Raw genomic sequence first — 26,663 nt, 5'->3', positions numbered from 1 at the left:
CGGGGCGTCGGTCCGGCCGACGCGGGCGCTCCCCGGAACCGGGGCGGCACCCGGGCACCGCGGTGCGATGCCGCTGCCGGAGCGGGCAGGAAGTCCATGCCGTCGCTCCGTCTTCAAACCCAACCGAATGTTTAGTAGTCTTCAGTCACCCCCTGATCCACCCGATCCACTCCGACGACAAAGGTGTCCTCACGCATGAAGACCAGAACCCTTCCTCTCCTCGCACTCGCCTCCTCGAGCGCACTCGTTCTCAGCGGCTGCGCGGGCTCCGCCGGCAGCGGCGGAGGCGCAGGCTCCGGCGGGGGCGAGGGATTCGAGTACGGCGCCTCGCAGGAGGAGGTCGACGCCGCGATCGCCGACCTCGAACCGGTGACGCTCAAGTACCAGCCGCCGGCAGCTTCGCAGAACTCGGTGATGGCTCCGGCCGCGCTCGGGTACAAGGAGTACATCGAGGAGCGCTCGGGCGGCAAGATCGAGATCGAGATCATCTGGGGCCAGGCCATCGCCGGGTACGCGGAGGTCGACGATGCGCTGGCCGACGGCCGCCTCGACCTCGCCTACGATCTGCCGATCTACAACCCGAGCGACTACCCGTCGTTCGACGCCGCGGCGAAGTCCTTCTCCGGCGTGCCGATCTCGCCGATGACCGGTGAGATGGTGATGACCGCGGTCTCGGCGGACATCGGCTGGAGCTCGGAATCGCTGCTCGAGGAGTACGAGGCGCAGGGCGTCACTCCCCTGACCCCGATCGTGTCCTCGGGCGGCTACTACGCCGTGTGCGCCGAACCGGGCTCGCAGCCCGACGACTGGAAGGGCCGGCAGATCCGCGTCGCGAGCACCTCGCATCACGGCGTCGCCAACGCCCTCGGCGCCTCGCCGGTGTCGATGGAATACGTCGAGGTCTTCGAGGCGCTCCAACGCGGCACCGTGGACTGCACCTTTGCACAGCTGCTCCCCTCGGCGGAATCGGGGATCCTCGAGGTCGCCCCGAACATCTCCTACAGCACGGACGAGGCGAGCATGTCCTCGCGCGCGGTCGGCGCCGAGCTCGCCGGGTCGAGCTTCGCGAACCTCCCGCTGGCCTACCAGCAGATCATCTTCGACGCGGCGGCCACCTCGTACTCCGGCTTCGTCGGGATCACGGCCGACGGCAATGCGGAGAGCGTGCGCCAGGCCAAGGAGGCCGGCGGTGAGATCGCGGTCTTCGACCCGGGGACCGAGGAGCTCATCAAGGAGGAGAACGCCCGGCAGCGCCAGGAGGTCGTGGACGGCGGCATCCTCGGCGAGGACATCGACGCCCGGGTCAGCGAGTCGATCGAGACCTGGAGCGGCGCGGTCGAGGAGCTCGGCTTCGAGGACGGCGGCTCATTCGAGGAGATGGACGAGTGGTGGGAGAGCGGCGAGGCCGACATGGCCCCGATGGCCGAGCGCGTGTTCGAGGAGACCGCACTCCCCCACCGCCCGCAGTGATCGGGAGGTGACCGCCGGGCGGACACGTGCCCGTTGACCGTCCGCACGAACCGCCGACGCCCACCCGGAGCGCCATCGCTCCTGGTGGGCGTCGGCACTGTCTACACTGTCCCTATGAATGGACTGTCCCCGTGAACGGTCGCCGGCCGGCCTCCCCGTTCCGCGACCGGGTGCTCTCCCCCGGCCGGCGCCTCCGCGACTTCATCGACGAGGTCGCCGACGCCTCGCCCGCGCGCCTGGCGATGGTGTCGTTCCTCGGGGCGATCGCGATCTTCACCGCGCTCCTCTGCCTGCCGGTCGCCCATCGGAACCCCGAGGACTTCAGCTTCGCCGTCAGCCTGTTCGTCGCGGTCTCGGCGGTCTGCGTCACCGGCCTCTCCCCCGTGGTGACCGAGGAATACTGGTCGGATTTCGGCATCGGCGTCATCACCGCGGCCATCCAGGTGGGCGGCCTCGGCATCCTCACCCTCGCCTCGGTGCTCGGCATGGCCGTGTCGAAGAAGCTCGGGGTGCGGCAGCGCCTCATCGCCGCCCAGGCGACGAACACCTTCCAGATCGGCCAGGTCGGCACCCTGCTGCGCACCGTGGTCTCGACGATCCTCATCGCCGAGGTCATCGTCGCCGGCCTCCTCCTGCCGTCGTTCCTCGGCAAGGGCGAGTCGATCGGCACCGCGATCTGGCACTCGGTGTTCTACGCGATCTCCTCGTTCAACAACGCCGGCTTCACCGTCCACCCCGGCGGGATGGAGCACTTCACGAACGACCCGTGGTTCCTCTCGGTGATCATGGTCTCGGTGTTCGTTGGCTCGCTCGGCTTCCCCGTCGTCCTCATGATCACCATCGCGTGGAACCGGCCGCGGTCGTGGGACCTCCACACCAAGCTCACGCTCGCGACCTCGGCGATCCTCGTGTTCATCGGCTTCGTCATGCTCCTCTTCTTCGAGGCCTCGAACCCCCGTACCCTCGGCGCCGAGGGCCCGGGCCACACCGCCCTCGAGGTACTCTTCATGGCGGTCATGCCGCGCTCGGGCGGGTTCGCCACGATGGAGATCGCGGACATGAATCAGACGAGCCATCTGCTCCTCGACGTGCTCATGTTCATCGGCGGCGGCTCCTCGTCGACGGCCGGGGGCATCAAGGTCACCACGCTCGCGGTGCTCGCCCTCGCCGCGCTGTCCGAGGCCCGCGGCCTCCAGGAGGTCACCGCGTTCCATCGCCGGATCGACCCGCCGGTCATCAAGGTCGCGATCTCGGTGACGCTCGCCGGCAGCGCGCTCGTGTTCGCCGGCACCCTCGCGATGCTCCACTTCACCCGGATGCCGCTCGACCTCGTGCTGTTCGAGGTGATCTCCGCCTTCGGCACGTGCGGCCTGAGCTCGGGGGTCACCGCCGAGGCACCGGACTCCGGCCTCTACGTGCTCAGCGTGCTCATGTTCCTCGGGCGGCTCGGTACGATTACGCTTGCCGCAGCGCTGTCGCAGCAGAACTCGCGCCGGTTGTTCCGCTATCCGGAAGAGAGGCCGATCATTGGCTAGGAAGTCCCGCGCCGACCGCGCGTCAGCGATCGAGTCGAGCGCCTCGATCCTCGTCATCGGGCTCGGACGGTTCGGCGGAGCGACGGCGGAGAACCTCATGAAGCTCGGCCGCGAGGTCATGGCGATCGAGAAGAACCCCGAGGCCGTGCAGGAGTGGTCGGGCCGCCTCACCCACGTCGTCGAGGCCGATTCGACGAACATCGAGGCGCTGCGGCAGATCGGCGCCGGGGAGTTCAGCACCGCGGTCGTGGGGATCGGCACCTCGATCGAGGCGAGCGTGCTCACCACCGCGAACCTCGTCGACCTCGGGATCGACCAGGTGTGGGCGAAGGCGATGTCGAACTCGCACGGCAAGATCCTGCGACGGATCGGCGCCGAGCACGTCCTCTACCCGGAGTCCGAGGCGGGCGCCCGCGTGGCGCACCTCGTGTCGTCCCGGATGCTCGACTTCATCGAGTTCGACGACGGGCACTTCGCCGTCGTCAAGATGCGCCCGCCCAAGGAGGTCCAGGGGTTCACCCTGGCCGAGGCGGGGATCCGCGACACGTACGGCGTCACCGTGGTGGGCATCAAGAGCCCCGGCCGCGACTTCACCTATGCCGAGCCCTCGAGCCGGGTGGGCAGCCAGGACGTGCTCATCGTCGCCGGGCACGTCGAGCTCCTCGGCCGCTTCGCCGGCCGCCCCTGAGGGCTGAAGCGCCCCAGGAACCGAATCCCTCGAGCACACGTCCCCTCTTCCCCGTCGACCTGCCACTTGTGCACGACGATCCCATCGACCTGCCAGTTGTGCACGACAATCGGCCCGGGAATCGAGCATTGCTGACAGATCGATGACCGGTTCGAGCAGAAGCGGCAGGTCGATGACGCACCTGGTGGTCTGAGACTCGGGGCGCACGTCGGCCGACCGATGCGAGTGTCGGCTGTGGATACCGGGGTGACCGGTGCGAGAGCCAGGCTGTGGATCGTCGGTCGCTGTCCACACCTCGGCCGCGTCCCGTGCGCCACGGGTTCGATCCGCACAGCATGAACGCCATGTCCGCCTCACCGAAGCGCATCGAACTGCCGGCACTGTTCTGCTCCGCCGACCGCGCCGAGCACGGCCTGTCCCGCTATCAGCTGACGCGCTCGCGCGGCGCCACGCGCATCCACCGCGGGGTCTACGAGGATGCCGGCCGCACCCGCGTCGTCATCGCTCCCCGGTGGGCGGATCCGACATGGATCGAGGTGCAGCAGCGACTCGCCGCCCTGCAGACCGTTCGCCCGGACGCCGTGGGATCCCACACGACTGCAGCGCTCCTCCTCGGTCTCCCGACCCCCTATCGGGCCGATGCGCTTCTCCACGTCACGGTCCCCTTCGGCACCCGCCCCGTCCGCCGACCCGGGGTCGTCGGGCACGCGAGCCGGCATCTGGACCCGCGTGGGCACTGCGGCGTGCGGATCAACCGCGGGGATCTGGTGATCCACGAACTCGCCGGACACCTGCGCATCGGCGATCTCATCGCAGTCTTCGACGCGCTGCTCGGCACCTGGCAGGACACCCCGGATCTCACTGCGGAGGAACTCCGCGACCTCCTCACCGGACGTGCCCACTACCGGGGCCGGCGCGCTGCGCTCGAGGCCCTGACGAGAGCGCGCGCCGGTGTCCGGTCTCCGGGAGAGACGCGGACACGGCTCGCGATCGTCGCTGCGGGGCTGCCCGAGCCCGAGGTGGCACCCGCAGTGCGGCTGCCGAGTCTCCCCACCGCGATCCACCCGGACATGGCATATGTCGGTCCGCGGATCGCGATCGAGTACGAAGGCCCCCAGCACCGGCTCGACGAATCGCAGTGGGATCGCGACATCGAACGCTACGGCGCGCTCGTCCGGCACGGATGGATCGTCATCCGGACCACGCGGCGCACCTCGGCGGCGCGGTTCTGCCGGGAGATCCGGGAGGCCCTCGAACTGCGTGCAGTCCCGGTGTGAGTTGCCCTGGAACAGGTCATGCTCCGGTACGCCGACCAGCCACCTGTGCATCATCGACCTGGCACATGCGCTCGATGATCGAGCCCTCCGGCGAGCACACATGGCAGGTCGACGGAGGGTTCGAGCACACGCGTCAGGTGGATGGGTTCCCGGCGCCGCGGCCGCAGCCGTGCGATCAGTCGCCGGATTCCATCTCCCGGGCCCGGGCGGAGGCAGCGCGGGCGGCGCGCTCGACGATCGCTGAGAAGTCGTCGGCGGCGAACGAGGTGATCGCGGCGTGCGTGGTGCCGCCCTTGCTCGTCACCGCGGTGCGCAGCTTCCGGGGATCCGGGGTGTCCTCGAGCAGGCGGCCGGCCCCGCTGGCGGTGCCGACGACGATCCGCCGCGCCATGTCCGGGCTCATCCCCTGGGCGATGCCGGCCGCGACGAGCTCCTCGGCGAGGAGGAAGAAGTACGCCACGCCGGAACCGGACAGCCCGATCATCGTCTGCAGCTCGTCCTCGGTCATCGGCACGACGTCACCGGCCCCGGCGAGCAGTTCCGACACCTCGGTCACGGCGTCCTCCGGGACGTCTGCGGTGGCGGCGAGCGCGATGACCCCGTGGCCGATCCCGCTCGGCGTGTTCGGCATGACCCGGATGACCGGCGCGCCGCCGGACCCCTCGGCGAGCTGGGCGAGAGACACCCCGGCCGCCATCGACACGAGGACCGCGCCCGGGCGCAGGGAGTCGGCGATCTCGGCGAGCGTGTCGGCCATGAGCCAGGGCTTGACCCCGAGGAACACGTAGTCGGCCTCGGCCGCCGCACCGCGGTTGGCCTCCGCGTCGTCCTCGACCGCGGTGGTCCGCACCCCGAGCTCGTCGTGGAGCCGCCGGGCGGACTCGCGGGACTGCGTGGTGGCGATGATCGATGCCGGATCGGTGTCCCCGCGGAGCACGCCGGCGAGCAGCGCCCCGCCCATGGATCCGGTGCCGATGAATGCGATGGTCATGCGTTCTCCTCGTCTGCGGTCACGGCCGATCCCCCCGACTCGGCTCGCGCCTGAGCGGCATCGAGTCCCAGGTGCTTGCGGGCGAACGCGAGGGATTCGGCGAGCATCTCCTCGCGCGTGGACTTCTTGCGGGCGAACCGGGTGTTGACCTCGACGATGACGTCGCCGGACCAGTTGTGCTTGGCGAGGTGCTGGAGGGTCTCCGCGACGGGCATCGTGCCGCGGCCGGGCACCAGGTGCTCGTCCTTGAGGGAGCCGGCGCCGTCGGTGAGGTGGACGTGGGCGAGGCGGTCGATGATGCCGGCGACGGTCTCGAGCGCGTTCATCCCGGCCGTCGCGGCGTGGGAGAAGTCGAAGGTCATCGCGTCGTAGTCCTCGTCGAGCGGATTCCAGTCCGGGTAGTAGACGAGCACCTCGCGCACGCCGGCGCGCCACGGGTACATGTTCTCCACCGCGAGGATCATCCCGGTCTCCTTCGACAGCTCCCGCACGCCGGGCACGAACCCCTTGGCGTACTCGCCCTGCCAGCGGAACGGCGGGTGGACGACGACGGAGCGCGCGCCCACCTCCTTCGCCATCTCGCAGGTCCGGCGCAGCTTGACCCAGTGGTCCTTGTCGAGGACGCGCGGCATGAAGAGCAGGGTGGGGGCGTGGAGCGACATCACCGGCAGCCCGGTCTGCGCGGTGAGGCCGCGCATGAGGTCGACGTCCTGGGTCTCGGCGTTGTTCGTGATCATCACCTCGACGCCGTCGTAGCCCAGGCGCTGGGCGGTGCCGAACACCTCGGTCACCGTCATCGGGTAGACGGAGGAGGTCGAGAGGCCCACCCGGATCGGGTGGTCGGAGACGTGGGTGCGGTCGTGCTCGTAGACCGGGTTCCGCGCGAGCTGCTCACGGTGCTGGCGCGAGTCGGCGCGCGCCGAGTTCTTCTTGGTCAGCACCTTGCGGGGGGATCGCTTCTTCGCACTCACGGCACCGAGTCTAGCCCCCGGACCGGCCGGCGCAGGGCTCGGGCGGAGCACGGGGGTGCAGGCAGTCGTCAGCGCCCGGTCCCGCCCGCCGGGGCACGCGGGCGACTCCGTGATGCGGACCGCGCCCGCGCCTCGGCGACGGTCGGGTTCAGTCGGTGAGGACCTCGGTCGCGGGGACGCCCGGGAGCGAGATCTCCTCCGAGGTGTCGAGCAGATCGAGCTTGCGCATGATGATGCCCTCGCGCAGCGCCCACGGCGAGATGTGCATCTCCTCGATCCCGAAGATCGTGAATGCCGCCTCGGCGACGATCGCCCCGGCGAGCACCTGGCCGCCGCGGGCCAGGGAGACGCCCGGCAGCTCGGCCCGCTCCTTGGGGCTGCGGCTCGCGAGCGCCTCGATGATGTCGGGCAGGTCCGCGCGGCGCAGCATCCGCGGCGCGTAGATGCCCTCGCTGCTCGCCGCCGCCCCGCCGATCCGGGCGAGCGAGCGGAACGTCTTCGAGGAGCCGACGACCTTCTCCGGCCGGCCCACCCGGTTGATCTCGCCGGCCACGCGGCCGATCGTGTGGCGGGCGTGCCGGCGCAGGGCGTCGATGTCGTCGGCGCTCGGAGTGTCTGCGGACAGGAAGCGCGAGTGCATGCGGCCGGCGCCCAGCGGCACGGACAGCGCTGCGTCGGGGTACTCGTCCATGCCGGCGGCGATCTCGAGGGAGCCGCCGCCGATGTCGAGGAGCTGGATGCTGCCGGCCGACCAGCCGAACCAGCGGCGGACGGCGAGGAAGGTGATGCGTGCCTCCTCCTCGCCGCTCATGACGTTGAGGGTGATCCCCGACTCCTCGCGGATCCGGGCGATCGTCTCCTCGCCGTTGGGGGCGCCGCGGATCGCCGAGGTGGCGAAGGCGAGGATCTGCTCGGAGCCCTGCTCCTCGGCGACGGTGATCGCCTCGCGGCAGAACTCGACGAGTCGGTTCTGGCCGTAGCCGGAGATCGAGCCGTCGTCCTTGAGGTGCTCGGCGAGGCGGAGGACCTCCTTGTGGGAGGTCGCGGGCAGGGGTGGGGCTCCCACCCGGGCGTCGACCACGAGGAGGTGGACGCTGTTGGATCCGATGTCGAGGACTGCGAGGCGCACGAGGTCAGTCTACTGGCAGGGTGCGGGGACGCGGACCGCGGACTGGCATGCGGTCGGGAGCGGGAGCGGGAGCGGGGGCGGGAGCGCGGGCGGGACGGGGGCATGGGCGCGCCTCGTGCTCGTACTGCGGAGTATCCGAATCGAGGCGCGCAATTGAGCGTCGGCTTTCGGATACCGCGCAGTTCGGAGCATCCGGGTTCAGCGGCTGCGCCGGAGGAGCTCCTTGAGGAGGTGGACAAGGCCGGCGATGACGAACCCGGCGGTGAAGAGGAGGATGATGAACGGGATTACGATCTCGTTGCGCTTGTCCGCATGCCATGCGTCGGCGGGATCGTCGGGGTGGTAGTGGACGATGGCAGGGTCCCCCACGGTCGCCGGCCGACCCTGGTCATCCCCGCGGATCGTGTGACGGGTGCCGGACTCGTCGGTGAACTCGATGGTCGGTCGATGCACGGTGCGCGGCGGGCCGACGCTGTCGTGCACCCGGCGCTCCTCGCTCGCGGTGATCGTGCCGGTGGTTTCGACGGCGCCCACTTCCCGCGCGCTGAGCGCGGCGAAGGTGATCGCGGCGGCAATGAGCGTGAGCGCGGCGGCGATGCCGTAGAACGCGAGGATAAGGCCGACGCTCGTCCCGCGGCGGCGGGCCTCGGTCGGAGGGCGTCGCATCATGGGCTCAGTCTACGGATGGTCAATGGGGAGCGGGACACCGAGGCACAGGTCGCCGAGGCGCGGGTCGCCAGACCGAAGCTGCGCCCGGCCGAAGCTGCGCCGAACTGCGGAGTATCCGAATCGAGGCGCGCAATTGCGCGTCGGAATTCGGATACCGCGCAGTTCGGCGAGTCTGCAGCGATGCAGTGCGGTACGCACCGCGCACGCGCCCCTCACGGCGATCTGACCTTGCGAACTCTGGCGGATCCGCTCTCAGAAACCTTCGAAAATTGAGGTCTGGAATGGTCTTGCGGGATCCCGGCTTCAGGAGCGCCAGTCGTGGCGGGCGAAGGTGAACTCGGGGGGCTGCTTGGCGAAGAAGCCCTCCTGTCCGCGGACGATCTCGCTCGCATACGCCTCGGCCAGCCATCCGCCGGCTGCGGGATCCGGGTCCTCGCCGCGCAGGATCCGCTTGGCCCCGGTCTGGCTCAGCGCGGAGCGGCCGGCGATCGTCGCCGCCATCTCCCGTGCCGTATCGAGCGGGGTGTCGCTCACCCGATGGATGAACCCGAGGTTGAGCGCCTGGTCGAAATCGATGATCTCCGCCGTGAGCAGGAAGTACGTCGCCCAGGCATCCCCGATGATCCCGGCGAGCCGCCGAGTGGGTCCGGGCGGGTAGACGAGTCCGAGCTTCGCGGCGGTGACCCCGTAGATCGTTCCGGGTGCCGCGATCCGGACGTCGCAGGCCGCGGCGAGCTCGGTGCCGCCGCCCACGCAGTTGCCCTCGATCGCGGCGATCGTCGGGACATCCACGGCGGCGAGCGCCTCCTCGGCCTCGGCGTTCGCCGCCCAGAAGTCCGCCAGCGGCACATCGAGATCCCCGATGTCGGACCCGGCGGAGAAGTGCCCGCCGGCCCCGGTGAGGATGAGCACCTCGATCCCGGGGTCGGCGTCGATCGCGGCCATGATGTCCGGCAGCGCCAGCCACATCTCGCGCGAGAGCGCATTGCGCTTGGCCGGACGGGACAGGACGAGGGTCCCGACCCCACCGGAGACGGTGAGATCGAAACCCTCGACCAGTGCGTGATCGTTCACGCTGCTCAGTCCGACTTCGTCGGGACCGAGCGCTGCTCCTCGCCGTCGTAGGCCGACAGCGGGCGGATCAGCGCGTTGGAGGCCTGCTGCTCCATGATGTGCGCCGTCCAGCCGGTGATGCGGGCCATGACGAAGATCGGCGTGAACTGCGGGGTGTCGAAGCCCATGAGGTGGTAGGCCGGGCCCGACGGGTAGTCGAGGTTCGGGTAGATCCCCTTGCGCCCGACGAAGTCCTCCTCGAAGGCGTTGTACAGGTCGAGGAGATCGGTCGCGCCCTTGGCCTCGACCATGTCCTCGAACGCCTTGCGCATGGTGGGCACGCGCGAGTCGCCGTTCTTGTAGACGCGGTGGCCGAAACCCATGATCTTCTCTTTGTTCTCGAGCGCCTTGTCGATCCACGCCGAGGCCTTGTCGGCGGTGCCGACCTCCTCGAGCATCGCCATGACGGCCTCGTTGGCACCGCCGTGCAGCGGTCCCTTGAGGGCGCCGATCGCACCGGCGACCGCGGAGTACATGTCCGAGGTCGTCGAGGTGATGACGCGGGCGGTGAACGTCGAGGCGTTGAAGGAGTGCTCGGCGTAGAGGATCATCGACACGTCGAAGCAGCGCACGACCTCCTCGGCCGGCACCTCGTCGAAGACCATCTTGAAGAAGTTGGCCGCGTAGCCGAGGTCCTCGGTCGGTGCGACCGGGTCGAGGCCGTGGCGACGGCGGTGGTCGACGGCGACGATCGTCGGCAGCTGGGCGTACATCCGCTCGGCCTTGGCGAGGTTCGCCTCCGGCCCCTCGACATCGGCCTCCGGGTCCACGGCGCCGAGGTAGGCCGCCGCGGTCTGCACGACGTGCATCGGGTGGCAGTCGGTGGGCAGGGAGAGGATGAGATCGATGAGCTTCTGGTCGATCGCGCGCTGGCCGCGCTCCCGGGCGGTGAACTCCGCGAGCTGCTCGGGCGTCGGCAGCTCGCCGTGCCAGATGAGGTAGGCGACCTCCTCGAACGAGCAGTTCGCGGCGAGCTCCTGCACGGGGTAGCCGCGGTAGGTCAGCGAGTTGGTCTCCTGCACGACCTTGGAGACCTTCGTCGTGTCGACGACGACGCCGGCGAGGCCCTTCTTGATGTCCTGATCGGTCACTGGTGACCCTCCTGAGAGAAGTTGAAGACGGCGGCGTCGAAGTCGTTGTACGCCGCGTAGTCGATGGTTTCGTAGAGGTCGGCCCGGGTCTGCATGCCGTCGAGCAGCGTCACCTGGGTGCCGGTGTCGCGGATCGTCTGCAGTCCGGACTTGATCGCGCCCATCGCCAGGCGCAGCGTGGTGACCGGGTAGATCACCAGGCGCACGCCGGCGTCGGCGAGCTGCTCGGTGGTGAACAGCTCGCTCTTGCCGAACTCGGTCATGTTCGCCAGGATCGGCACGTCGACGGCCTGCGCGAAGGTCTCGAACTCGCCGAGGTCGCGCATCGCCTCGGGGAAGATCATGTCCGCCCCGGCATCGATGTAGGCCTTGGCCCGGTCGATCGCGGCGTCGAGGCCCTCGCCGGCGCGGGAGTCGGTGCGGGCGCAGATGACGAAGTTCTCATCCCGCCGACCCTTGACGGCCGCGGAGATCCGCTTGACCATCTCCGCGGTGCCCACGACCTCCTTGCCGTCGAGGTGGCCGCACCGCTTGGGGTTGACCTGGTCCTCGAGGTGCATGCCGGCCAGGCCGGCGTCCTCGAACTCCTGCACGGTGCGCGCGACGTTCATCGCCTCGCCCCAGCCGGTGTCCGCGTCGATGAACGTCGGCAGGTTCGTCACCCGGGAGATCGCCCGGCCGTGGTCGGCGACCTCGGTGAGCGTGGTCAGGCCGATGTCGGGCAGCCCCTGCGCCGCGGAGAACGCGCCGCCGGAGATGTAGATGCCCTCGAAGCCGATCTGCTCGATGATCTGGGCGTTGATCGGGTTGATCGCACCCGGGAACTGGACGATCTCACTGCCGGCGAGCAGTTCGCGGAACCGCCTGCGCCGGTCGGCGGGTGTGGTGGTGGCTCCGAGCATCTCAGAAGATTCCCTTCGATCCGGTGTGCTCGAGGCCGTCGACCGCGAAGCTCAGCTGCGCGACGTCGTCGGCGCCGAGGTTCTCGAGGTTCTGGGCGAGGTCGAGGAACCGGTCCTGCTCGGCGTCGGACACGATGCCGTCGGCCAGGGTGCGGAACTTCTCGACGTAGTTCGCCCGGGCGAACGGACGCGCACCGTGCGGGTGGGCGTCGGCGACGGCGATCTGGTCCTCGATCACGGAGCCGTCCTCCATCTCGACGACCACACGACCGCCGAAGGCGATCTCGTCCGGGTCGGTCGAGTGGTAGCGGCGGGTCCACTCGGGATCCTCGGTGGTGACGATCTTGCGCCACAGCTCGACGGTCTCCGGGCGGCCGGCGCGCTCGGGGGCGTAGGACTTCTCGTGGTGCCAGCCCTGGTCCTCCATCGCGACGGCGAAGATGTACATGATCGAGTGGTCGAGGGTCTCGCGCGAGGCCTTCGGGTCCATCTTCTGCGGGTCGTTCGCCCCGGTGCCGATGACGTTGTGGGTGTGGTGCGAGGTGTGGATGGTGATCTTGCGGATCTTCGACTTGTCCTCGATCTGCGCTCCCATCCGGCGGGCGAGGTCGATGAGCGCCTGCGCCTGGTACTCCGCGGAGTGCTCCTTGGTGTAGGTGTCGAGGATCGCGCGCTTGGCCTCGCCCTGGCCCGGCAGCGGCACGGTGTAGCGGGCCTCGGGACCGGACAGGATCCAGGCGATGAAGCCGTCCTCGCCCTCGTAGATCGGGCTCGGGGCGCCTTCGCCGCGCATCGCCCGGTCGACGGCCTCGACGGCCATCTTGCCGGCGAACGCCGGGGCGTGGGCCTTCCAGGTCGAGATCTCGCCCTTGCGGGACTGGCGGGTGGCGGTGGTGACGTGGAGCGCCTGCTGGATGGCCTGGAAGGTCACCTCGGTGGGCAGGTGGAGGAGCGCGCCGATGCCGGCCGCGGCGGACGGGCCGAGGTGCGCGACGTGGTCGATCTTGTGCTCGTGGAGGCAGATGCCCTTGGCGAGGTCGACCTGGATCTCGTAGCCGGTGGCGATGCCGTTGATGAGGTCCTTGCCGCCGATGCCCGCGTGCTGGGCGACGGCGAGGATCGGCGGGATGTTGTCGCCGGGGTGCGAGTACTCCTTGGCGAGGAAGGTGTCGTGGAAGTCGAGCTCGCGCACGGCCACGCCGTTGGCCCATGCGGCCCACTCCGGTGAAACGCGCTCGCTCAGCTGCAGGCCGAAGACCGGGGCACCGGGCTTCGTCGGGTGAGTCTGCGCCTGCTCGCGCGCGTGGGTGGGGGCACCGCGCCGAACCGAGGCGGCCGCGACGGAGGCGTTGTCGATGATGCGGTTGATGACCATGTCGGTGACGTCTGCGTCGACCGCGACCGGGTCGGAGGCGACCTCGGCGATCTTCCAGGCCAGCTGCTCTTCGCGCGGCAGGTCCTCGGAGCTCTTGTAGGTCCGGACTTCGTGATTGATCATGGAGATTCTCCTCGTGTCGACATCGACCGCGGACAGGGCGGGCGCGGGTGTTCGGCGAGCGGCCGTCCCTTCCACTCTATGCCCTGGGTGCAGGCGGGTGTGCTCCGGGCAACAATGTATCTCGATATCAAGATACTTGGTGCGCGGGCGACTCGGCAACCCCGCCGGGGCCCAGGGGAACCGCCTTCCTTCCCCGCGGCGGTCGCGTGTGACAGCATGAAACCATGACGCGCACCGCACTCGACTACGACGACAACTGGCTCGAACCGGACGAGCTCGCGAGCATCCGCCGCCGCATGCCGATCACCTATGTCAACGCGGTGCCGGTGCAGCTCGGCGACCACGGCCAGGTGACGAAGGTGGGCCTGCTGCTGCGCACGCTCGAGGACGACGGCTCGCTCGGCCGGGAGATCGTCGGCGGCCGGGTGCGCTACCACGAGCCGCTCCGCTCGGCGCTCGTGCGCCATGTGGAGAAGGACCTCGGCCCGCTCGCGCTGCCGCAGATCCCCCCGGCGCTGACCCCGTTCCACGTCGCGGAGTACTTCCCCACGCAGATGGGGCCCTCGCCCTATCAGGACCCGCGCCAGCACGCGGTCGCCCTGTGCTACATCCTGCCGGTGCAGGGCGAGTGCTCCCCGCGCCGCGATGCGCTCAGCCTCGACTGGCTGACCCCGGCCGAGGCGATCCGCGAGGACGTCGTCGCAGAGATGTGCCACGGCCAGGAGCACATCGTGCGCGCCGCCCTGGCCCACCTCGGAATCCTTCCCTGAGGTTCTGAGGCACTGAGGTTCTGAGGTTCTGAGAAGCCTGGGGTTCCGAGGCGCCTGGACCTGAAGGCTTGAAGGTTTGAACGCCTGAAGCCCTGAAGCCCTGAAGGTCTGGTGGTCTGGAGGCCTGAGCACTGAGGTCCCGGCGCCCTCGCGCGCAGACCGCCACTCGAACTGCGCGGTATCCGAGACCGAGCGCGCAATTGCGCTTCAGGTTCCGGATACCGCGCAGTTCGTCCATGGGTCATCCCATACATAGGTCCTCCCGCCCATGGGCCTTCTCGTCCACGAGTCCCCCACGGACTGCACGGACCCCACCTCTGCGCTATGCTCGTCCTCACGACAGGGGAGCGCCACCAGGGCGCTGAGAGTGCGAGCATCGCAGACCCTCGAACCTGACGCGGTTCATACCGCCGGAGGAAGTCGAGTCTCTTCATCCCCTCCTGCCATTCACAGGAGGATCCACCATGGCACCGTCATCGTCATTCCCCGAACCCGCGGACCGGGTTCCCGCGGACCGGGTTCCCGCGGAGACTGCTCCCGCGGACACTGCTCCCGCGGACACGGCTCCGTCCCCGGCCTCGAACGCAGACGCGCATTCGCCCACCCCTGAACCGGACCCCGCACCGCCGAGCCGTCTGCGCTGGCGGGTCGTCGACATCGTCGTCGCCTCGGTGCTCGGCGTCGCAGTGGGCGTCGTGTTCTGGGTGTGGTCGACGGCCTGGTCGACACTCTCGCTGCCGTTCCTCGCCTTCCCGCCCGCCGCGGGCCTGCTCACCGGTGTGTGGGTGCTCGCCGGGCCGCTCGGCGCGATGATCATCCGCCGGCCCGGCGCCGCGCTCTACTGCGAGATCCTCGCCGCCGCCGTGTCCGCCGTGCTCGGCACCCAGTGGGGCATGCAGGTCCTCATCTCCGGCGCGCTCCAGGGCCTCGGCGCCGAGCTCGTCGTCCTCCTCCTGCTCTACCGCCGCTTCGGACCGGTCGTCACCCTGCTCTCCGGACTCGGGGCCGGACTGTTCCTGGGCCTCGGCGAGAACCTCATGTACAACACCGAATGGCAGCCGGCCTGGCAGCTCGTCTACCTCGCCGCGGCCGGCGTCTCCGGGCTCGTGCTCGCCGGGGGCGGCACCCTGCTGGCTGTCCGGGCGCTGCGCCGCACCGGGGTGCTCGCCCCGCTCGCCTCCGGCCGCACCGCCGCCGAGGTGTGAGCCGGCCGATGCGCACCACCGGCCGCCCGGCCCCGGCAGTGAGCACCTCCCGGGGGCCTGCGGTCATCACCGCCCGCGGCTACGGCTGGCGGCACGCCGGCCGGAAGGCGCCCGCGCTCGCCGACATCGACCTCGCCGTGCCCGCCGGTCAGCGGGTGCTCCTCGTCGGCGCCTCGGGCTCGGGGAAGTCGACGCTCCTCCACGCGCTCACCGGAGTGCTGCCGGCCGACTCCGGGCACCGCACCGGGGAGCTGCTCGTCGACGGCCGTCATCCCGATCCAGCGCGCGGCCGCTCCGGGCTCGTCCTCCAGGATCCCGAATCCCAGGTGATCCTCGCCCGGGCCGGGGACGACGCGGCCTTCGGGATGGAGAACCTCGGGATCGACCCCGCTGACATCTGGCCGCGCGTCGACGCCGCGCTGCACACCGTCGGCCTCGGTCCGGGCGGGGCCGCCGCTGCCGAGGCGCGCGCCCGGCTCACCCGCACCCTGTCCGGCGGGCAGAAGCAGCGCCTCGCGCTCGCCGGGGTGCTCGCGATGGAACCGGGGCTCATCGCACTCGACGAGCCGACGGCGAACATCGACCCCGCCTCGGCCCCGGTGCTGCGCGATGCCGCGCTCCGCGCGCAGGCGGTCACCGGGGCCACCCTCCTCGTCGTCGACCATCGCGTGGACCTGTGGTGCGATCACGTCGACCGCGTCGTCGTCCTCGACCGGTCGCGGATCGTCGCCGATGGCACCCCGGACCTCCTCACCGACCCCGGACTCCGCGACCTGCTGCGCACCGCAGGCGTCCGCATCCCCGGCACTCCCCCGCCACCGGCACGACGGCCCGCCGCCGGAGGGGAGGCGCTGCTCACCGCCCGCGACCTGGCCGTCACCCGTCCCGGCCGGCGGGAACCCGTCGCAGGCGGCATCGACCTCACGCTCTGCGCCGGCACGGCGACCGCGCTCGTCGGGCCGAACGGAGCGGGGAAGTCGACGACCGCGCTCACCCTCGGCGGGCTGCTGCGCCCGGCGGCCGGCGCGATCCGGGCGACCGACGCGCTGCTCCGCACCCACCGGCAGGTCCCCCGCCGCAGGGAACCGGCCGCGTGGCGCTCGCGCGAGCTCGTCACCCGCATCGGCTCGGTGTTCCAGGAGCCCGAGCACCAGTTCCTCACCGACTCGGTCGCCTCCGAGCTCGCCTTCGGACTCCACCGGGCCAGGCTCCCCGAGGCGCGGATCCGGGACCGGGTCGAGGAGCTGCTCGGCGTGCTGCGCCTCGCGCACCTCGCCCGCGCCCACCCCCACACCCTGTCCGGCGGGGAGAAGCGGCGGCTGTCCGTGGCGTGCATGCTCGCCTGCTCCCCGCCCCTGCTCGTCCTCGACGAGCCGACGTTCGGGCAGGATGCCGCGACCTGGGAGGGGCTGCGCCTGCTGCTCACCGCGGAGCTCGACCGTGGGACCGGGATCCTCCTCGTGTCCCACGACGAGCCGTTCATCGCAGCGCTCGGGGCGCACGAGCACCCCGTCAGGGCGCGCACGGCGGAGGGCGCGGCATGAGCACACTCGCACCCCGGGCCACGCCGCTCGTGCGCTGCAACCCGGTGACCAAGCTCGCGGCCGGGTTCATCCTCATGTTCGCCGTCCTGCTCAGCGTCGACGTCGTGTCCGCCGGGGTGCTCCTCCTGCTCGAGCTCGCGCTCCTGCCGCTCTCCGGCCTGCCGTGGCGCACCGTCGTGGGCCGGACGTGGTTCCTCCCGATCATCGCGCTCACCGGCGGCTGGAGCACTGCGCTGTTGGCGGAGAAGACCGGGGCGACCGTCGTCGACCTCGGTCCGGTGCTCCTCACCGCGGACTCGCTCACGGCCGGGGCGGCGATCGGCCTGCGCACCATGGCGCTCGCGCTGCCGGCGGTCGTACTCCTCGCCACGATCGACCCCACGGATCTGGCCGACGGGCTCATCCAGAAGCTCCGCGTGTCGGAGCGCTTCGCGCTCGCGGCGCTCGCGGCCGGGCGGCTCGTCTCCCTGTTGATCGCGGAGTGGCAGGTGCTGCGGATGGCGCGGCGGGCGCGCGGGGTCGGCGGCTCCGGGCCGCTATCGCACCTCGGCGCGTTCTTCCCGGTGATGTTCGCCCTCCTGGTCCAGGCGATCCGTCGCGGCACCCGCCTGGCGATGGCGATGGAGGGGCGTGCGTTCGGAGCCCCGGGCCGCACCTGGGCCCGGACCTCGCGCTTCGCCGCGCGCGACCTCGGGCTCCTCGCCGGGGCACTGCTCATGGCCGCGACCGCCGTGGGCGCGGCGATCGCGACGGGCTCCTGGAACCTCATCGTGTGAGATGCGCCCGGGGCGCGGGGGCGCGGGCGGTGCGGCGCGGGCGGTGCGGCGCGGGCGGTGCGGCGCGGCTGACCGAACTGCGGAGTATCCGAAAACAGGCGCGCAATTGCGCGTTGCGCTCTGGATACTCCGCAGTTCGATGGTGAGGGCGCGCGAGTGAGCGACCAGGTGAGGGCGCGGGTCCCCGGGTGGCGGGCGCGTTCGACCTAGCGGGTGATGAGGGCGACGCTGTGGGCGACGGTGAACCAGGCGTCGGGGCCCTCGCACCAGGTGCGCCAGCCGTCGGCGATCCGCTCGAGCTCCTCCTGGGAGGCGAACCCGTAGGCCACGATGTCCTCGGCGAGCGCGGTGCGTGAGACGCGGTCGGCCCAGGTCTGCGACCACCAGCCGCAGTCCTCCGGGTTCGCGAACACCCACGGCCGGGACAGGTAGTCGACCGCGGCCGGCCCGTGGCCGAGCACCCGCGGGGACGCGGCGTTCGTCCAGGCGCGGAGGAACACCCCGGCGTCGGGCTCGCCGCCGTTGCGCCGGGCCGTCTCCCGGTAGAGCTCGAGCCAGCGGCTGATCTCCGGGGACTCGGGGTGCCAGCGGAAGCCGGCGTAGTCGGATTCCGTGACGGACACGGTGCCGCCCGGGCGGACCACGCGGATCGCCTCGGCGAGTGCGGTCACCGGATCCGCGACGTGCTGGAGCACCTGGTGGATGTGGACGGCATCGAAGAAGGCGTCCTCGAAGGGCAGCTCATGGCAGTCGGCGACGACGACGTCGATCATGTCGACGCCGCGCCGCTGCGCCTCCGCACGGGTGAGGGCGGCGCTCTCCTCGGCCCGCTCCACCGCGGTCACGTGCGCCACGTGCCCGGCGAGGTCGCAGGTGATCGTGCCGGCGCCGGAGCCGATGTCGAGGATCCGCATCCCGGGCTCGAGGCGTGCGAGCAGGTCCGGTGCGCAGCGCTGCGCGGTGCGCCACGAGTGGGAACGAATCACCGACTCCGCGTACCCGTGGGTGTACTTCGGCTGTGCGCTCATCGCAGCTCCTTCAGCAGGTCCTTGAACCAGGCCCGCCATTCCTCGACGGCGCCTGCGCTGCCCAGTCTGCTGATCTGGAAGGCCGCAGTGCTCCGCACATCCGCACTGCGGACAGCCTCCCGGCCGGATTCGCCCGCTGCGCCCTCGGCCTGCTTCCGATCGCGGGTCGGGGCCTTGGCGCCGATCGTCGCGGTCACGCGGGTGCCGTCGGCGAGCTTCGCCCGCCAGTACTGCCACTTCTCCGTGCCCGAGGTGGTGGGCTCCTCCGCGAAGTCGACCCCACCCAGCCCGGTGCGGCCGGCCATGAGGGTTTCGACGGCGGCGAGCACCTGTGCGGGGTCGCCGGGCAGTGTCTTCGACACGCTGACCTGGAAGGTGCCGTCGCTCACCTGGCCCGGGAGGCGGCGGCCGATCTGCTGCTCAAAGGCGACGGCGGCGCTCTGCGCCCACCAGCCGGCGTTGTCGACCTTCCCCCGGAACAGCGTGTGGGCGGCCGCGGCGAGCCCGGCGTGATCGGTGTCCGCACCGCCGGCGGCATCGAGGGCGGCGCTGATCTCCGACCACGGCAGGCCGGTGGCGGATTCGATGGCGGCGGTGCTGCCGGGCCGGGTGGTCATGGCGTGCGGTCCTCCGTGGAGTGGGAGAGTGCGAGGCGGGCAGGGCGGCGGTCGTGCGGGAGAGATATGGAGAGTGGTGTCGTGGGCGAAATGGTGTCGTGGGAGCGGTGCGTGGAGCGGATCCGCGCGAGGGGCTCACCCGGCGAAGGCCGGCCGTCCAGCCCGACGGGTCCGGCCGCTCAGCCCGGCCGGTCCGGCCGCTCAACCCGGCGGATCCGGCCGTTCAGCCCCGCGGATCCGGCCGCTCAGTGCGCGGGGGCGGCGATCGCGACGAGGAAGTCGCCGGGGTCGGTGAAGGGGCGCAGCGTCCACGTCGAGAAGCGGGTGGTGAGCGTGAGCCCGGCGGCGGCGAGGTCCGCATCGAAGTCGTCGAAGTCGTAGCCGCGGCCGGCCCCGAACCCGCACACGAGCCGGCCGTCGGGCCGCAGGGCGCCGGCGAGGTTGCCCATGACCGCGGAGCGGCTGGCCGGGTCGAGGAAGGTCATGACGTTGCCGGCGGAGACGATGACGTCGAAGCCGGGCCGGTCGCTCTCCGGGGCGGGCTCCGGCCGCCCGAGGAGGTCGGTGGAGGGGTGGGCGCCGGGATCCCGGGTGTCGCGCCCCTCGTCGAGCGCGGCGAAGTCGAACCGGGCGAGGTCCCCGACGTACCAGTCCGCGCCGGGGTAGGTCTCCTGCGCCTCGGCGATGAGGTAGTCGTCGAGGTCGACGCCGACGACCTCGTGACCGCGCTCGGCGAGGTATCCGCCCACCCGGCCGGTGCCGCAGCCGGCGTCGAGGATCCGACTGCCGCGCTCGGCGAGCGCGTCGACGAACCGCGCCTCCCCGTCGAGGTCGAGCCCCTGGGCGGCGAGGTCCCGCCAGCGCTGGGCGTAGCGCGCGGAGTGCTCCGGGTCCCGCTCCCGCATCTCGTCCCACCTGTGCGTGTAGCTCATGGCGCCATCCTACGGACTCCCGCGGACACCGCCGAGGGACGTGCGGGCCGGCTGCGCACGGCGCCCCGTCCTGCCCTCGCCCTTTCCCGCCCTCAACCCAGGCCGCCCTCACCTCGGGTTGACCTCAACCCAGGCAACCCAGGCCGCACTCGACCCAGGCCCAACCTGCCCTCACCTCGGGCCGGGTGGGCGCCGCGGGTCAGTCGGCGGCGAGGCTGAGCTCGGTGAAGACCTCGCCGAGCACGTCGACGACGTGGGCGATCGCCGGCTGCTCGGCCATCCGCTCGTGCACCATGATGACGATCCGCCGGCCGCCGGCGGCGATCCCCGGGACCAGGCGCGCGGTGCTCGGCGCGAGCGACATCATCACCGGGGTCGCGAGCGTGTAGCCCATGCCGCTGCCGACCATCGCGAGCGCCACCGCGGAGTCGACGACGATGTGGGATTCGCGCGGCGCGAAGCCGAGCTCCGCACACGCGAAGCGCATCGCGCGGCCGAAGGTCGACTCGTTGCGCGGCAGGATCCAGGACGCGGCGGCGAGCTCCTCCACGGTGGGGTCGGGGAGGTGGGCGGCGGCCACGACGCCGAACCGCTCGGAGCGCATGGTGTGCATGAGGAGACCACGCTGCGGGGCGAGCGGCGAGGACGGGTAGTCGATCCCGATGCCCACGTCGATCCGGCCCTCGAGCACGGCCGACTGCATGACCTCGACGTCGACCTCGCGCGCCTGCAGGCTGATGCCGGAGCCGGAGAGCTTGGCGGCCGCCGGGCCGAAGGCCACGACCGAGGCGGAGCCGAACACCCCGAGCGTCACCCCGTGGAGACTGCCCTCCACCCGTCCGCGCACCGCCTGGGCCGCCTGCTCCTCGGCGGCGAGCACGGCGCGCGCCCGGCCGAGCAGCAGCTGCCCGGTCTCGGTGAGCGCGAGCCCGCGGCCGGACTGCACGACGAGGTCGGTGCCCACGACCCGCCGCAGGGCGCTCATGTGCTGACTCACCGCCCCGGGCGTGTAGCCGAGCACCCGGGCGGCGGCGGTCATCGTGCCGTGGTCGGCCACCGCGACGAAGGTCCGCAGCTGGCCGAGAGTCCAGTTCATCGAACCCTGCATCGTGCTCTGCGCCATCCCCGCTCCTCCTGACCACCCCAGGGGCGGCACCCTATCCATCAAGCGTCGGCGCCTCGCACCGGCCACCGCCCACCAGCCGACCCTGCATCAATCCTATGCGTGATTCAGTATCACTGATAGCACCGTTGACGTCCTATCGCTTGTCTGAACCTCGCCGAGACCGCACGATGAAGGAACAGTGATCTCCGTCACAGGAGACGGCTCCGGGTGGCATGGATCGCTGTGCACCACGGATCTCCGTCACCGCACGGGATCCGAGCAGCGCACGACCGCACCCGGTCGCCGCGCACAGTTCCCTTCACAGCGGGAGGACCGATGACCACGGGATCGACACCCCAGGTGGCCCCGTCCCATGCCTCCGTCGTCGTCATCGGCGGCGGCATCATGGGCGCGGCCACAGCGCACTACCTCGCCGAGGCCGGAGTCGAGGACGTCGTCCTCGTCGAACGCGACGAGCTCGGCAGCGGCTCGACCTCGAAGGCGGCCGGCGGGCTCCGCTCGCAGTTCTCCGACGAGGTCAACATCGCCCTCGGGGCGCGCAGCCTCGAGACGTTCCGCCGGTTCGCCACGGACTTCGACCACGACATCGACCTCGTCACGAGCGGCTACCTGTTCCTCCTCGACAACGACGAGGACGCGGCCGCCTTCGAGCGCAATGTCGCGCTCCAGCAGTCGCTCGGCCAGGCCTCGCGGATGGTCTCCGTCGCCGAGGCGGCCGCCCTGTCCCCGATCATCAGCACCACCGGCCTGGTCGCCGGGGCCTTCAACCCGGAGGACGCCCACTGCACGCCCGAGGCGGCCGTCGCCGGGTTCGCCCGCGCCGCCCGCCGCCGCGGGGTCACCGTGTGCAAGCACACCGAGGTCACCGGCATCGTCGTGGAGAACGGCGCGGTCACCGGGGTGGAGACGAGCCGCGGGCCGATCGCCACGGACACCGTGGTGTGCGCCGCCGGCGTGTGGTCGCAGGCACTCGGGGCGATGGCCGGCGTCGAGCTGCCGGTGACGCCGCTGCGTCGCCAGATCATGGTCACCGAGCCGGTCGACTTCGACGCCCGGTCGCTGCCGTTCACCATCGACTTCTCCACCTCGTTCTACTTCCACTCCGAGGGCGACGGACTGCTCATGGGCGCGCCCGAGGTCGCTGACGTGCGCGAGTTCGACATGCACCGCGACCCCGAGTGGGCGGAGCACCTGTCCGGGCTCATCAGCCGCCGCGCCCCCGCGCTCGAGGACGTGTGCGTGCGCAGCGGCTGGGCCGGCCTCTACGAGTGCACCCCGGACCACAACGCACTCATCGGCTCGGCCGAGGAGGTCAGCGGCTTCCTCTACGCCTGCGGGTTCTCCGGCCACGGCTTCCTCCAGGGCCCGGCCGTCGGCGAGGTCATGCGCGACCTCTACCTGGGCCGACAGCCCTTCGTCGACGTCAGCCCGATGGGCGTCGGCCGCTTCAGCACCGATGAGCTCCGTGTCGAGCTCAACATCGTCTGAGCGCCCGGGTCGGCCGAGCCGCGGGGCACCTCGGCGCCGGCCCGGCCCCACCGGCAGGGCACCTCGGCGCCGGTGATCCCGCACCCCGAACCGGCTCCCTGTGAGCCATGACACGATGACAGCAGACCGCTCCACGACCGTGAGCACACCGCTCCAGAGAGGACACACCATGACCGCTCCCGACTCCACGACGACCGCCCTCCCCACCGAGGACGCGATCATCGACCTCGCCCGCAGCGGCCTGTTCGCGTGCGGCGCCGACCTCGACGCGCTGCTCGCCGGCGGCGCCGAGGCGTCGTCCACGATCACGCTCCGCTCCCCGATCACCGGCCAGGTGCTCGGGCAGATGGCCGCGGACACCGCGGAGTCCGCGACAGACACGATCGGGAAGGCGCACGAGGCGTTCCTCGCCTGGCGCGACGTGCCCGCCCCGGTGCGCGGCATGGTCGTGCAGCGCTGGGGCCAGCTCCTCACCGAGCACAAGGAGGACCTCGCCAAGCTCGTCACCCTCGAGGCCGGGAAGACCCCCTCCGAGGCCGCGGGCGAGGTGCAGGAGATGATCGACATCTGCGAGCTCGCCATCGGCCAGTCCCGGCAGCTGTTCGGCAAGACCCTGCCGAGCGAGCGGCCCGGCCACCGGCTCATGGAGACCTGGCACCCGCTCGGCGTGGTCGGCATCATCTCCGCCTTCAACTTCCCCGTCGCCGTCTACTCGTGGAACACCGCGCTCGCCCTGATCTGCGGCGACTCCGTGGTGTGGAAGCCCTCGGAGGTGTCCACGCTGTCGGCGGTCGGGGCGAACGCGCTGCTGACCCGCGCGATCGAGGAGAAGGGCGGCCCGGCCGGCCTCAACGGGCTGCTCGTCGGCGAGCGCGCGATCGGCGAGGCGCTCGTCGATGACCCGCGCGTCGAGCTCCTGTCGGCGACCGGCTCGGTGCGGATGGGCCGCGAGGTCGGCCCGCGGGTGGCGCAGCGGTTCGGCCGCTCGCTGCTCGAGCTCGGCGGCAACAACGCCGCGATCGTCACCCCGAGCGCGGACATCGATCTGGCGCTGCGCGGCGTCGTGTTCGCCGCAGCCGGCACCGCCGGGCAGCGCTGCACGACGCTGCGCCGCCTCATCGTCCACTCCGACATCGCCGGCGAGCTCGTCGACAAGATCGTCGCCGCCTACGGCACGCTGAGCATCGGCTCCCCGACCGCCGAGGGCGTGCTCGTCGGACCGCTCGTCAACCAGGCGTCCTACGAGAAGATGCAGGCCTCGCTCGAAGCCGCACAGGCGCAGGGCGGCGAGGTGCTGTGCGGCGGCACCCGCGTGCTCGCCGATGCCGCGGCCGACGCCTACTACGTCGAGCCCGCCGTCGTGCGGATGCCGGGTCAGACGGAGATCGTCGAGGACGAGACCTTCGCGCCGATCCTCTACGTCATGGAGTACACCGACTTCGACGCCGCGATCGAACTCAACAACGCGGTGCCGCAGGGGCTGTCCTCGGCGGTGTTCACCTCCGACCTGTCCGAGGCGGAGCGGTTCATCGCCCGCTCGGACACGGGGATCGCGAACGTCAACATCGGCACCTCGGGTGCGGAGATCGGCGGGGCGTTCGGCGGCAACAAGGAGACCGGCGGCGGGCGCGAGTCCGGCACCGACTCCTGGCAGGCCTACATGCGCCAGGCGACGAACACCGTCAACTACTCCGGTGAGCTGCCGCTGGCCCAGGGCGTCGAGTTCCTCTGAGCCGGGGTTTCCGGGCAGGCGGGCGCGGTTGCCCCGTTCCCGGGCAGGCGGGCTCCCTGTTCCCGGGTAGGCGGGGCTTCCTGGGCACTCCAGTGCGGTTCCCCGGTTACCGGGTCATTCCAGTGCGGTTCCACGATTCCCGAGTCACACCAGTGCGGATACTCGCCGGTAAGCGCACTGAACCGACTCCGGAACACCTGACGCCGCTGCGTTCTGCGGCCCACCGATGCCGCCGCTCCGTCCGGGAGCGGCGGCATCGTCGTGTCCGGGTGCGCTGTCGAGTCCGAGGTGGACCACCGAGTTCGTTGGCCCCCGTCCCCGAGGCGGATCGCCGGGTCCGAGGTGGTCGCCTAGCCCGAGGCGGGTCGCTGCAAGGTGGTCGCCGGGCCCGAGCCGAAGTGCCGTGTCCGGGGTGCGTGCCAGACTGAGGGCCATGGCATACACCTGCACCGAATGCGGTCATTCGAACCCCAAGTGGCTCGGCCGCTGCCCCCAGTGCCAGGCCTGGGGCACCCTCGAGGAGACCGGCCCGGCCGCCACGTCCGTGCGCACGAAGGCGAAGGCCGCCCCGGCCGGCCGTCGCGCCGCCCCCATCACCGGGGTCGACGGCACCTTGGCCCGTGCCCGGCCCACCGGGGTCGGCGAGTTCGACCGGGTGCTCGGCGGCGGCCTCGTGCCCGGCGCGGTGATCCTGCTCGCCGGCGAGCCCGGGGTCGGCAAGTCGACCCTGCTGCTCGACGTGGCCGCCCGGGCGGCGCGCGCCTCGGCGCGGGCGCTCTACGTGTCCGGCGAGGAGTCCGCCGGGCAGGTGCGGCTGCGCGCGGAGCGGATCGGCGCACTCGAGGACTCGCTCCTCCTCGCCGCGGAGACCGACCTCGGCGTCGTGCTCGGGATGATCGATTCGGAGAAGCCCGACCTCCTCGTCATCGACTCGGTGCAGACTCTCGCCTCGAGCGATGTCGAGGGCGTGCCCGGCGGTGTCACCCAGGTGCGCGAGGTCGCCGCCGGGGTCATCCGCGCGGCCAAGGACCACGGCATCCCGACGATCCTCGTCGGCCACATCACCAAGGAGGGCACGGTCGCCGGGCCCCGCCTGCTCGAGCACCTCGTCGACGTCGTGTGCTCCTTCGAGGGCGACCGGCATTCGCGGCTGCGCCTGCTGCGGACCACGAAGAACCGGTTCGGCCCCGCGGACGAGGTCGGCTGCTTCGACATGACGGAGACCGGGATCGAGAGCCTCGCCGATCCCTCCGGGCTGTTCCTGTCGCGGTCGAACACGCGTGCGCCGGGCACGTGCCTGGCGGTGAGCCAGGAGGGCCGCCGGCCGATGGTCGTCGAGGTGCAGGCGCTCGTCGAGGAGTCCGCGGCGGGCAATCCGCGGCGCACCGTGAGCGGTGTCGACGGCAACCGGGTGGCGATGAACATCGCGGTGACCTCGAAGTACACCAAGCTCGGCAAGCACGACGTGTTCGTCGCGACCGTCGGAGGGGTGCGGGTGAGCGAACCGGCCGCGGACCTCGCGGTGTGCCTGGCGCTCGTATCCGCCGCCGTCGACCGCCCGCTGTACTCGCGACTCGTGGCGATCGGTGAGATCAGCCTGTCCGGGGAGATCCGCAACGTCCCGAACGTCGGACTCCGGCTGGCCGAGGCCGCCCGGCTCGGGGTGACGAACGCCGTCGTGGCGCGCGGGGCGCTGGAGAACGTCGCAGTCCCGGCGGGGATGCGGGTCAAGGAGTGTGAGACCGTCATCGATGCGATCGACGTCGTGCTCACCGGCGCCGAGGAGACCCGGCCGGTGTGGAAGGGCAGCCGCGCACCGGGACAGGAGGCACCGGTGTAGGTGGGCGCGGTGTAAGTGGGCGCAAGACGCAGGTGACGAGGCACAGGTGTAGTGGCACGCGCGGCGCAGGTCCTGGTGGCGCAGACGAAGATGGCGCGGGCAAGCGCACGAGTCCCAGCACCGGCATCAGCTCCAACGTCAGCACCGGAACCGACACCAGACCCGGCATCAGCGTCAACACCAGACCCGGCCTCGGCCTCTGTTTCGGCTTCGGCGGGGCGGTCGCTCGCGTGCAGCCGCAGACGTCGAGCTCGCCGCAAGCCGGGTTGTC

Annotated in this window: 23 protein-coding genes and 1 riboswitch; of the genes, 11 read left to right on the top strand and 12 right to left on the bottom strand. The window is 71.2% G+C overall.

All coding sequences use genetic code 11. From position 1 onward, the window contains the following. Positions 1–195 precede the first annotated feature (195 nt). The 4 genes from dctP to MTQ12_RS08480 all read left to right on the top strand — a co-directional run bounded on the left by dctP (position 196) and on the right by MTQ12_RS08480 (position 4,970). Complete coding sequence (gene dctP, locus MTQ12_RS08495) at positions 196–1,470, top strand: TRAP transporter substrate-binding protein DctP (RefSeq protein WP_247618270.1); 1,275 nt, start codon at positions 196–198, stop codon at positions 1,468–1,470. A gap of 131 nt (positions 1,471–1,601) precedes the next feature. Further along, the gene (locus tag MTQ12_RS08490; RefSeq protein ID WP_247618269.1) at positions 1,602–3,005 is read left to right on the top strand and encodes a potassium transporter TrkG; all 1,404 of its coding nucleotides are present in this window, start codon (positions 1,602–1,604) and stop codon (positions 3,003–3,005) included. Then, the gene (locus MTQ12_RS08485) at positions 2,998–3,693 is read left to right on the top strand and encodes a TrkA family potassium uptake protein (protein WP_175406789.1); all 696 of its coding nucleotides are present in this window, start codon (positions 2,998–3,000) and stop codon (positions 3,691–3,693) included. The genes MTQ12_RS08490 and MTQ12_RS08485 overlap by 8 nt, the downstream gene beginning before the upstream one ends. A gap of 344 nt (positions 3,694–4,037) precedes the next feature. Next, positions 4,038–4,970, top strand: a complete 933-nt coding sequence (locus tag MTQ12_RS08480) for a hypothetical protein (protein WP_247618268.1) — start codon at positions 4,038–4,040, stop codon at positions 4,968–4,970. 175 nt (positions 4,971–5,145) lie between these two features. Here MTQ12_RS08480 and proC read toward each other — a convergent pair whose 3' ends face one another. The 8 genes from proC to MTQ12_RS08440 all read right to left on the bottom strand — a co-directional run bounded on the left by proC (position 5,146) and on the right by MTQ12_RS08440 (position 13,334). Then, on the bottom strand, positions 5,146–5,961 hold the full coding sequence (proC, locus tag MTQ12_RS08475; protein WP_247618267.1) for a pyrroline-5-carboxylate reductase: 816 nt from the start codon (positions 5,959–5,961) through the stop codon (positions 5,146–5,148). After that, positions 5,958–6,932: a sugar phosphate isomerase/epimerase gene (locus MTQ12_RS08470; protein WP_137318031.1), complete on the bottom strand. Its 975-nt coding sequence runs from the start codon at positions 6,930–6,932 to the stop codon at positions 5,958–5,960. The genes proC and MTQ12_RS08470 overlap by 4 nt, the downstream gene beginning before the upstream one ends. Before the next feature lie 148 nt (positions 6,933–7,080). Next, positions 7,081–8,061: a Ppx/GppA phosphatase family protein gene (locus tag MTQ12_RS08465; RefSeq protein ID WP_137318032.1), complete on the bottom strand. Its 981-nt coding sequence runs from the start codon at positions 8,059–8,061 to the stop codon at positions 7,081–7,083. 198 nt (positions 8,062–8,259) lie between these two features. Beyond that, positions 8,260–8,730: a DUF3592 domain-containing protein gene (locus MTQ12_RS08460; protein WP_137318033.1), complete on the bottom strand. Its 471-nt coding sequence runs from the start codon at positions 8,728–8,730 to the stop codon at positions 8,260–8,262. 303 nt (positions 8,731–9,033) lie between these two features. Next, positions 9,034–9,804, bottom strand: coding sequence for an enoyl-CoA hydratase/isomerase family protein (locus MTQ12_RS08455; RefSeq protein ID WP_247618266.1), 771 nt, complete (start codon positions 9,802–9,804; stop codon positions 9,034–9,036). 5 nt (positions 9,805–9,809) lie between these two features. After that, positions 9,810–10,934 carry a bifunctional 2-methylcitrate synthase/citrate synthase gene (locus tag MTQ12_RS08450; RefSeq protein WP_247618265.1) on the bottom strand — a complete coding sequence of 375 codons (1,125 nt, stop codon included), beginning with the start codon at positions 10,932–10,934 and terminating at the stop codon, positions 9,810–9,812. After that, on the bottom strand, positions 10,931–11,836 hold the full coding sequence (gene prpB, locus MTQ12_RS08445) for a methylisocitrate lyase (protein WP_247618264.1): 906 nt from the start codon (positions 11,834–11,836) through the stop codon (positions 10,931–10,933). Before prpB ends, MTQ12_RS08450 begins: the two co-directional genes overlap by 4 nt. A 1-nt stretch (position 11,837) precedes the next feature. Beyond that, positions 11,838–13,334: an MmgE/PrpD family protein gene (locus MTQ12_RS08440; protein ID WP_247618263.1), complete on the bottom strand. Its 1,497-nt coding sequence runs from the start codon at positions 13,332–13,334 to the stop codon at positions 11,838–11,840. 224 nt (positions 13,335–13,558) lie between these two features. Here MTQ12_RS08440 and MTQ12_RS08435 point away from each other — a divergent pair, with 224 nt between their 5' ends. The 4 genes from MTQ12_RS08435 to MTQ12_RS08420 all read left to right on the top strand — a co-directional run bounded on the left by MTQ12_RS08435 (position 13,559) and on the right by MTQ12_RS08420 (position 17,629). Then, complete coding sequence (locus MTQ12_RS08435; RefSeq protein ID WP_137318037.1) at positions 13,559–14,104, top strand: DUF4916 domain-containing protein; 546 nt, start codon at positions 13,559–13,561, stop codon at positions 14,102–14,104. 331 nt (positions 14,105–14,435) lie between these two features. Further along, positions 14,436–14,540, top strand: a riboswitch (TPP riboswitch). 28 nt (positions 14,541–14,568) lie between these two features. Next, positions 14,569–15,309 carry an ECF transporter S component gene (locus MTQ12_RS08430; RefSeq protein ID WP_265809127.1) on the top strand — a complete coding sequence of 247 codons (741 nt, stop codon included), beginning with the start codon at positions 14,569–14,571 and terminating at the stop codon, positions 15,307–15,309. Between the two features lie 8 nt (positions 15,310–15,317). After that, the gene (locus MTQ12_RS08425; RefSeq protein ID WP_247618262.1) at positions 15,318–16,853 is read left to right on the top strand and encodes an ABC transporter ATP-binding protein; all 1,536 of its coding nucleotides are present in this window, start codon (positions 15,318–15,320) and stop codon (positions 16,851–16,853) included. Continuing rightward, on the top strand, positions 16,850–17,629 hold the full coding sequence (locus MTQ12_RS08420) for an energy-coupling factor transporter transmembrane component T (RefSeq protein ID WP_247618261.1): 780 nt from the start codon (positions 16,850–16,852) through the stop codon (positions 17,627–17,629). The genes MTQ12_RS08425 and MTQ12_RS08420 overlap by 4 nt, the downstream gene beginning before the upstream one ends. A gap of 206 nt (positions 17,630–17,835) precedes the next feature. On the opposite strand, the gene MTQ12_RS08415 is transcribed toward MTQ12_RS08420, so the two are convergent. The 4 genes from MTQ12_RS08415 to MTQ12_RS08400 form a co-directional block, all read right to left on the bottom strand. Further along, a complete protein-coding gene (locus MTQ12_RS08415; RefSeq protein WP_247618260.1) occupies positions 17,836–18,657 on the bottom strand; it encodes a class I SAM-dependent methyltransferase in 822 nt (273 codons plus the stop codon). After that, a complete protein-coding gene (locus MTQ12_RS08410) occupies positions 18,654–19,274 on the bottom strand; it encodes a hypothetical protein (RefSeq protein WP_247618259.1) in 621 nt (206 codons plus the stop codon). Before MTQ12_RS08410 ends, MTQ12_RS08415 begins: the two co-directional genes overlap by 4 nt. Before the next feature lie 245 nt (positions 19,275–19,519). After that, a complete protein-coding gene (locus MTQ12_RS08405) occupies positions 19,520–20,206 on the bottom strand; it encodes a class I SAM-dependent methyltransferase (protein ID WP_247618258.1) in 687 nt (228 codons plus the stop codon). 199 nt (positions 20,207–20,405) lie between these two features. Continuing rightward, the gene (locus MTQ12_RS08400; RefSeq protein ID WP_247618257.1) at positions 20,406–21,329 is read right to left on the bottom strand and encodes a LysR family transcriptional regulator; all 924 of its coding nucleotides are present in this window, start codon (positions 21,327–21,329) and stop codon (positions 20,406–20,408) included. 318 nt (positions 21,330–21,647) lie between these two features. On the opposite strand from MTQ12_RS08400, the gene MTQ12_RS08395 reads away from it, so the two are divergent. The 3 genes from MTQ12_RS08395 to radA all read left to right on the top strand — a co-directional run bounded on the left by MTQ12_RS08395 (position 21,648) and on the right by radA (position 26,392). Next, the gene (locus MTQ12_RS08395; protein WP_247618256.1) at positions 21,648–22,820 is read left to right on the top strand and encodes an FAD-binding oxidoreductase; all 1,173 of its coding nucleotides are present in this window, start codon (positions 21,648–21,650) and stop codon (positions 22,818–22,820) included. A gap of 169 nt (positions 22,821–22,989) precedes the next feature. Further along, positions 22,990–24,552, top strand: a complete 1,563-nt coding sequence (locus tag MTQ12_RS08390) for an aldehyde dehydrogenase family protein (protein ID WP_247618255.1) — start codon at positions 22,990–22,992, stop codon at positions 24,550–24,552. Positions 24,553–24,985: 433 nt separating this feature from the next. Beyond that, the gene (gene radA, locus MTQ12_RS08385; protein WP_247618254.1) at positions 24,986–26,392 is read left to right on the top strand and encodes a DNA repair protein RadA; all 1,407 of its coding nucleotides are present in this window, start codon (positions 24,986–24,988) and stop codon (positions 26,390–26,392) included. The last annotated feature ends 271 nt before the right edge of the window (positions 26,393–26,663 follow it).

The sequence above is a fragment of the Brevibacterium sp. R8603A2 genome (assembly GCF_023072605.1).
Classification (GTDB): domain Bacteria; phylum Actinomycetota; class Actinomycetes; order Actinomycetales; family Brevibacteriaceae; genus Brevibacterium; species Brevibacterium pityocampae.
This window is presented reverse-complemented; position numbering and strand designations above follow the sequence as displayed.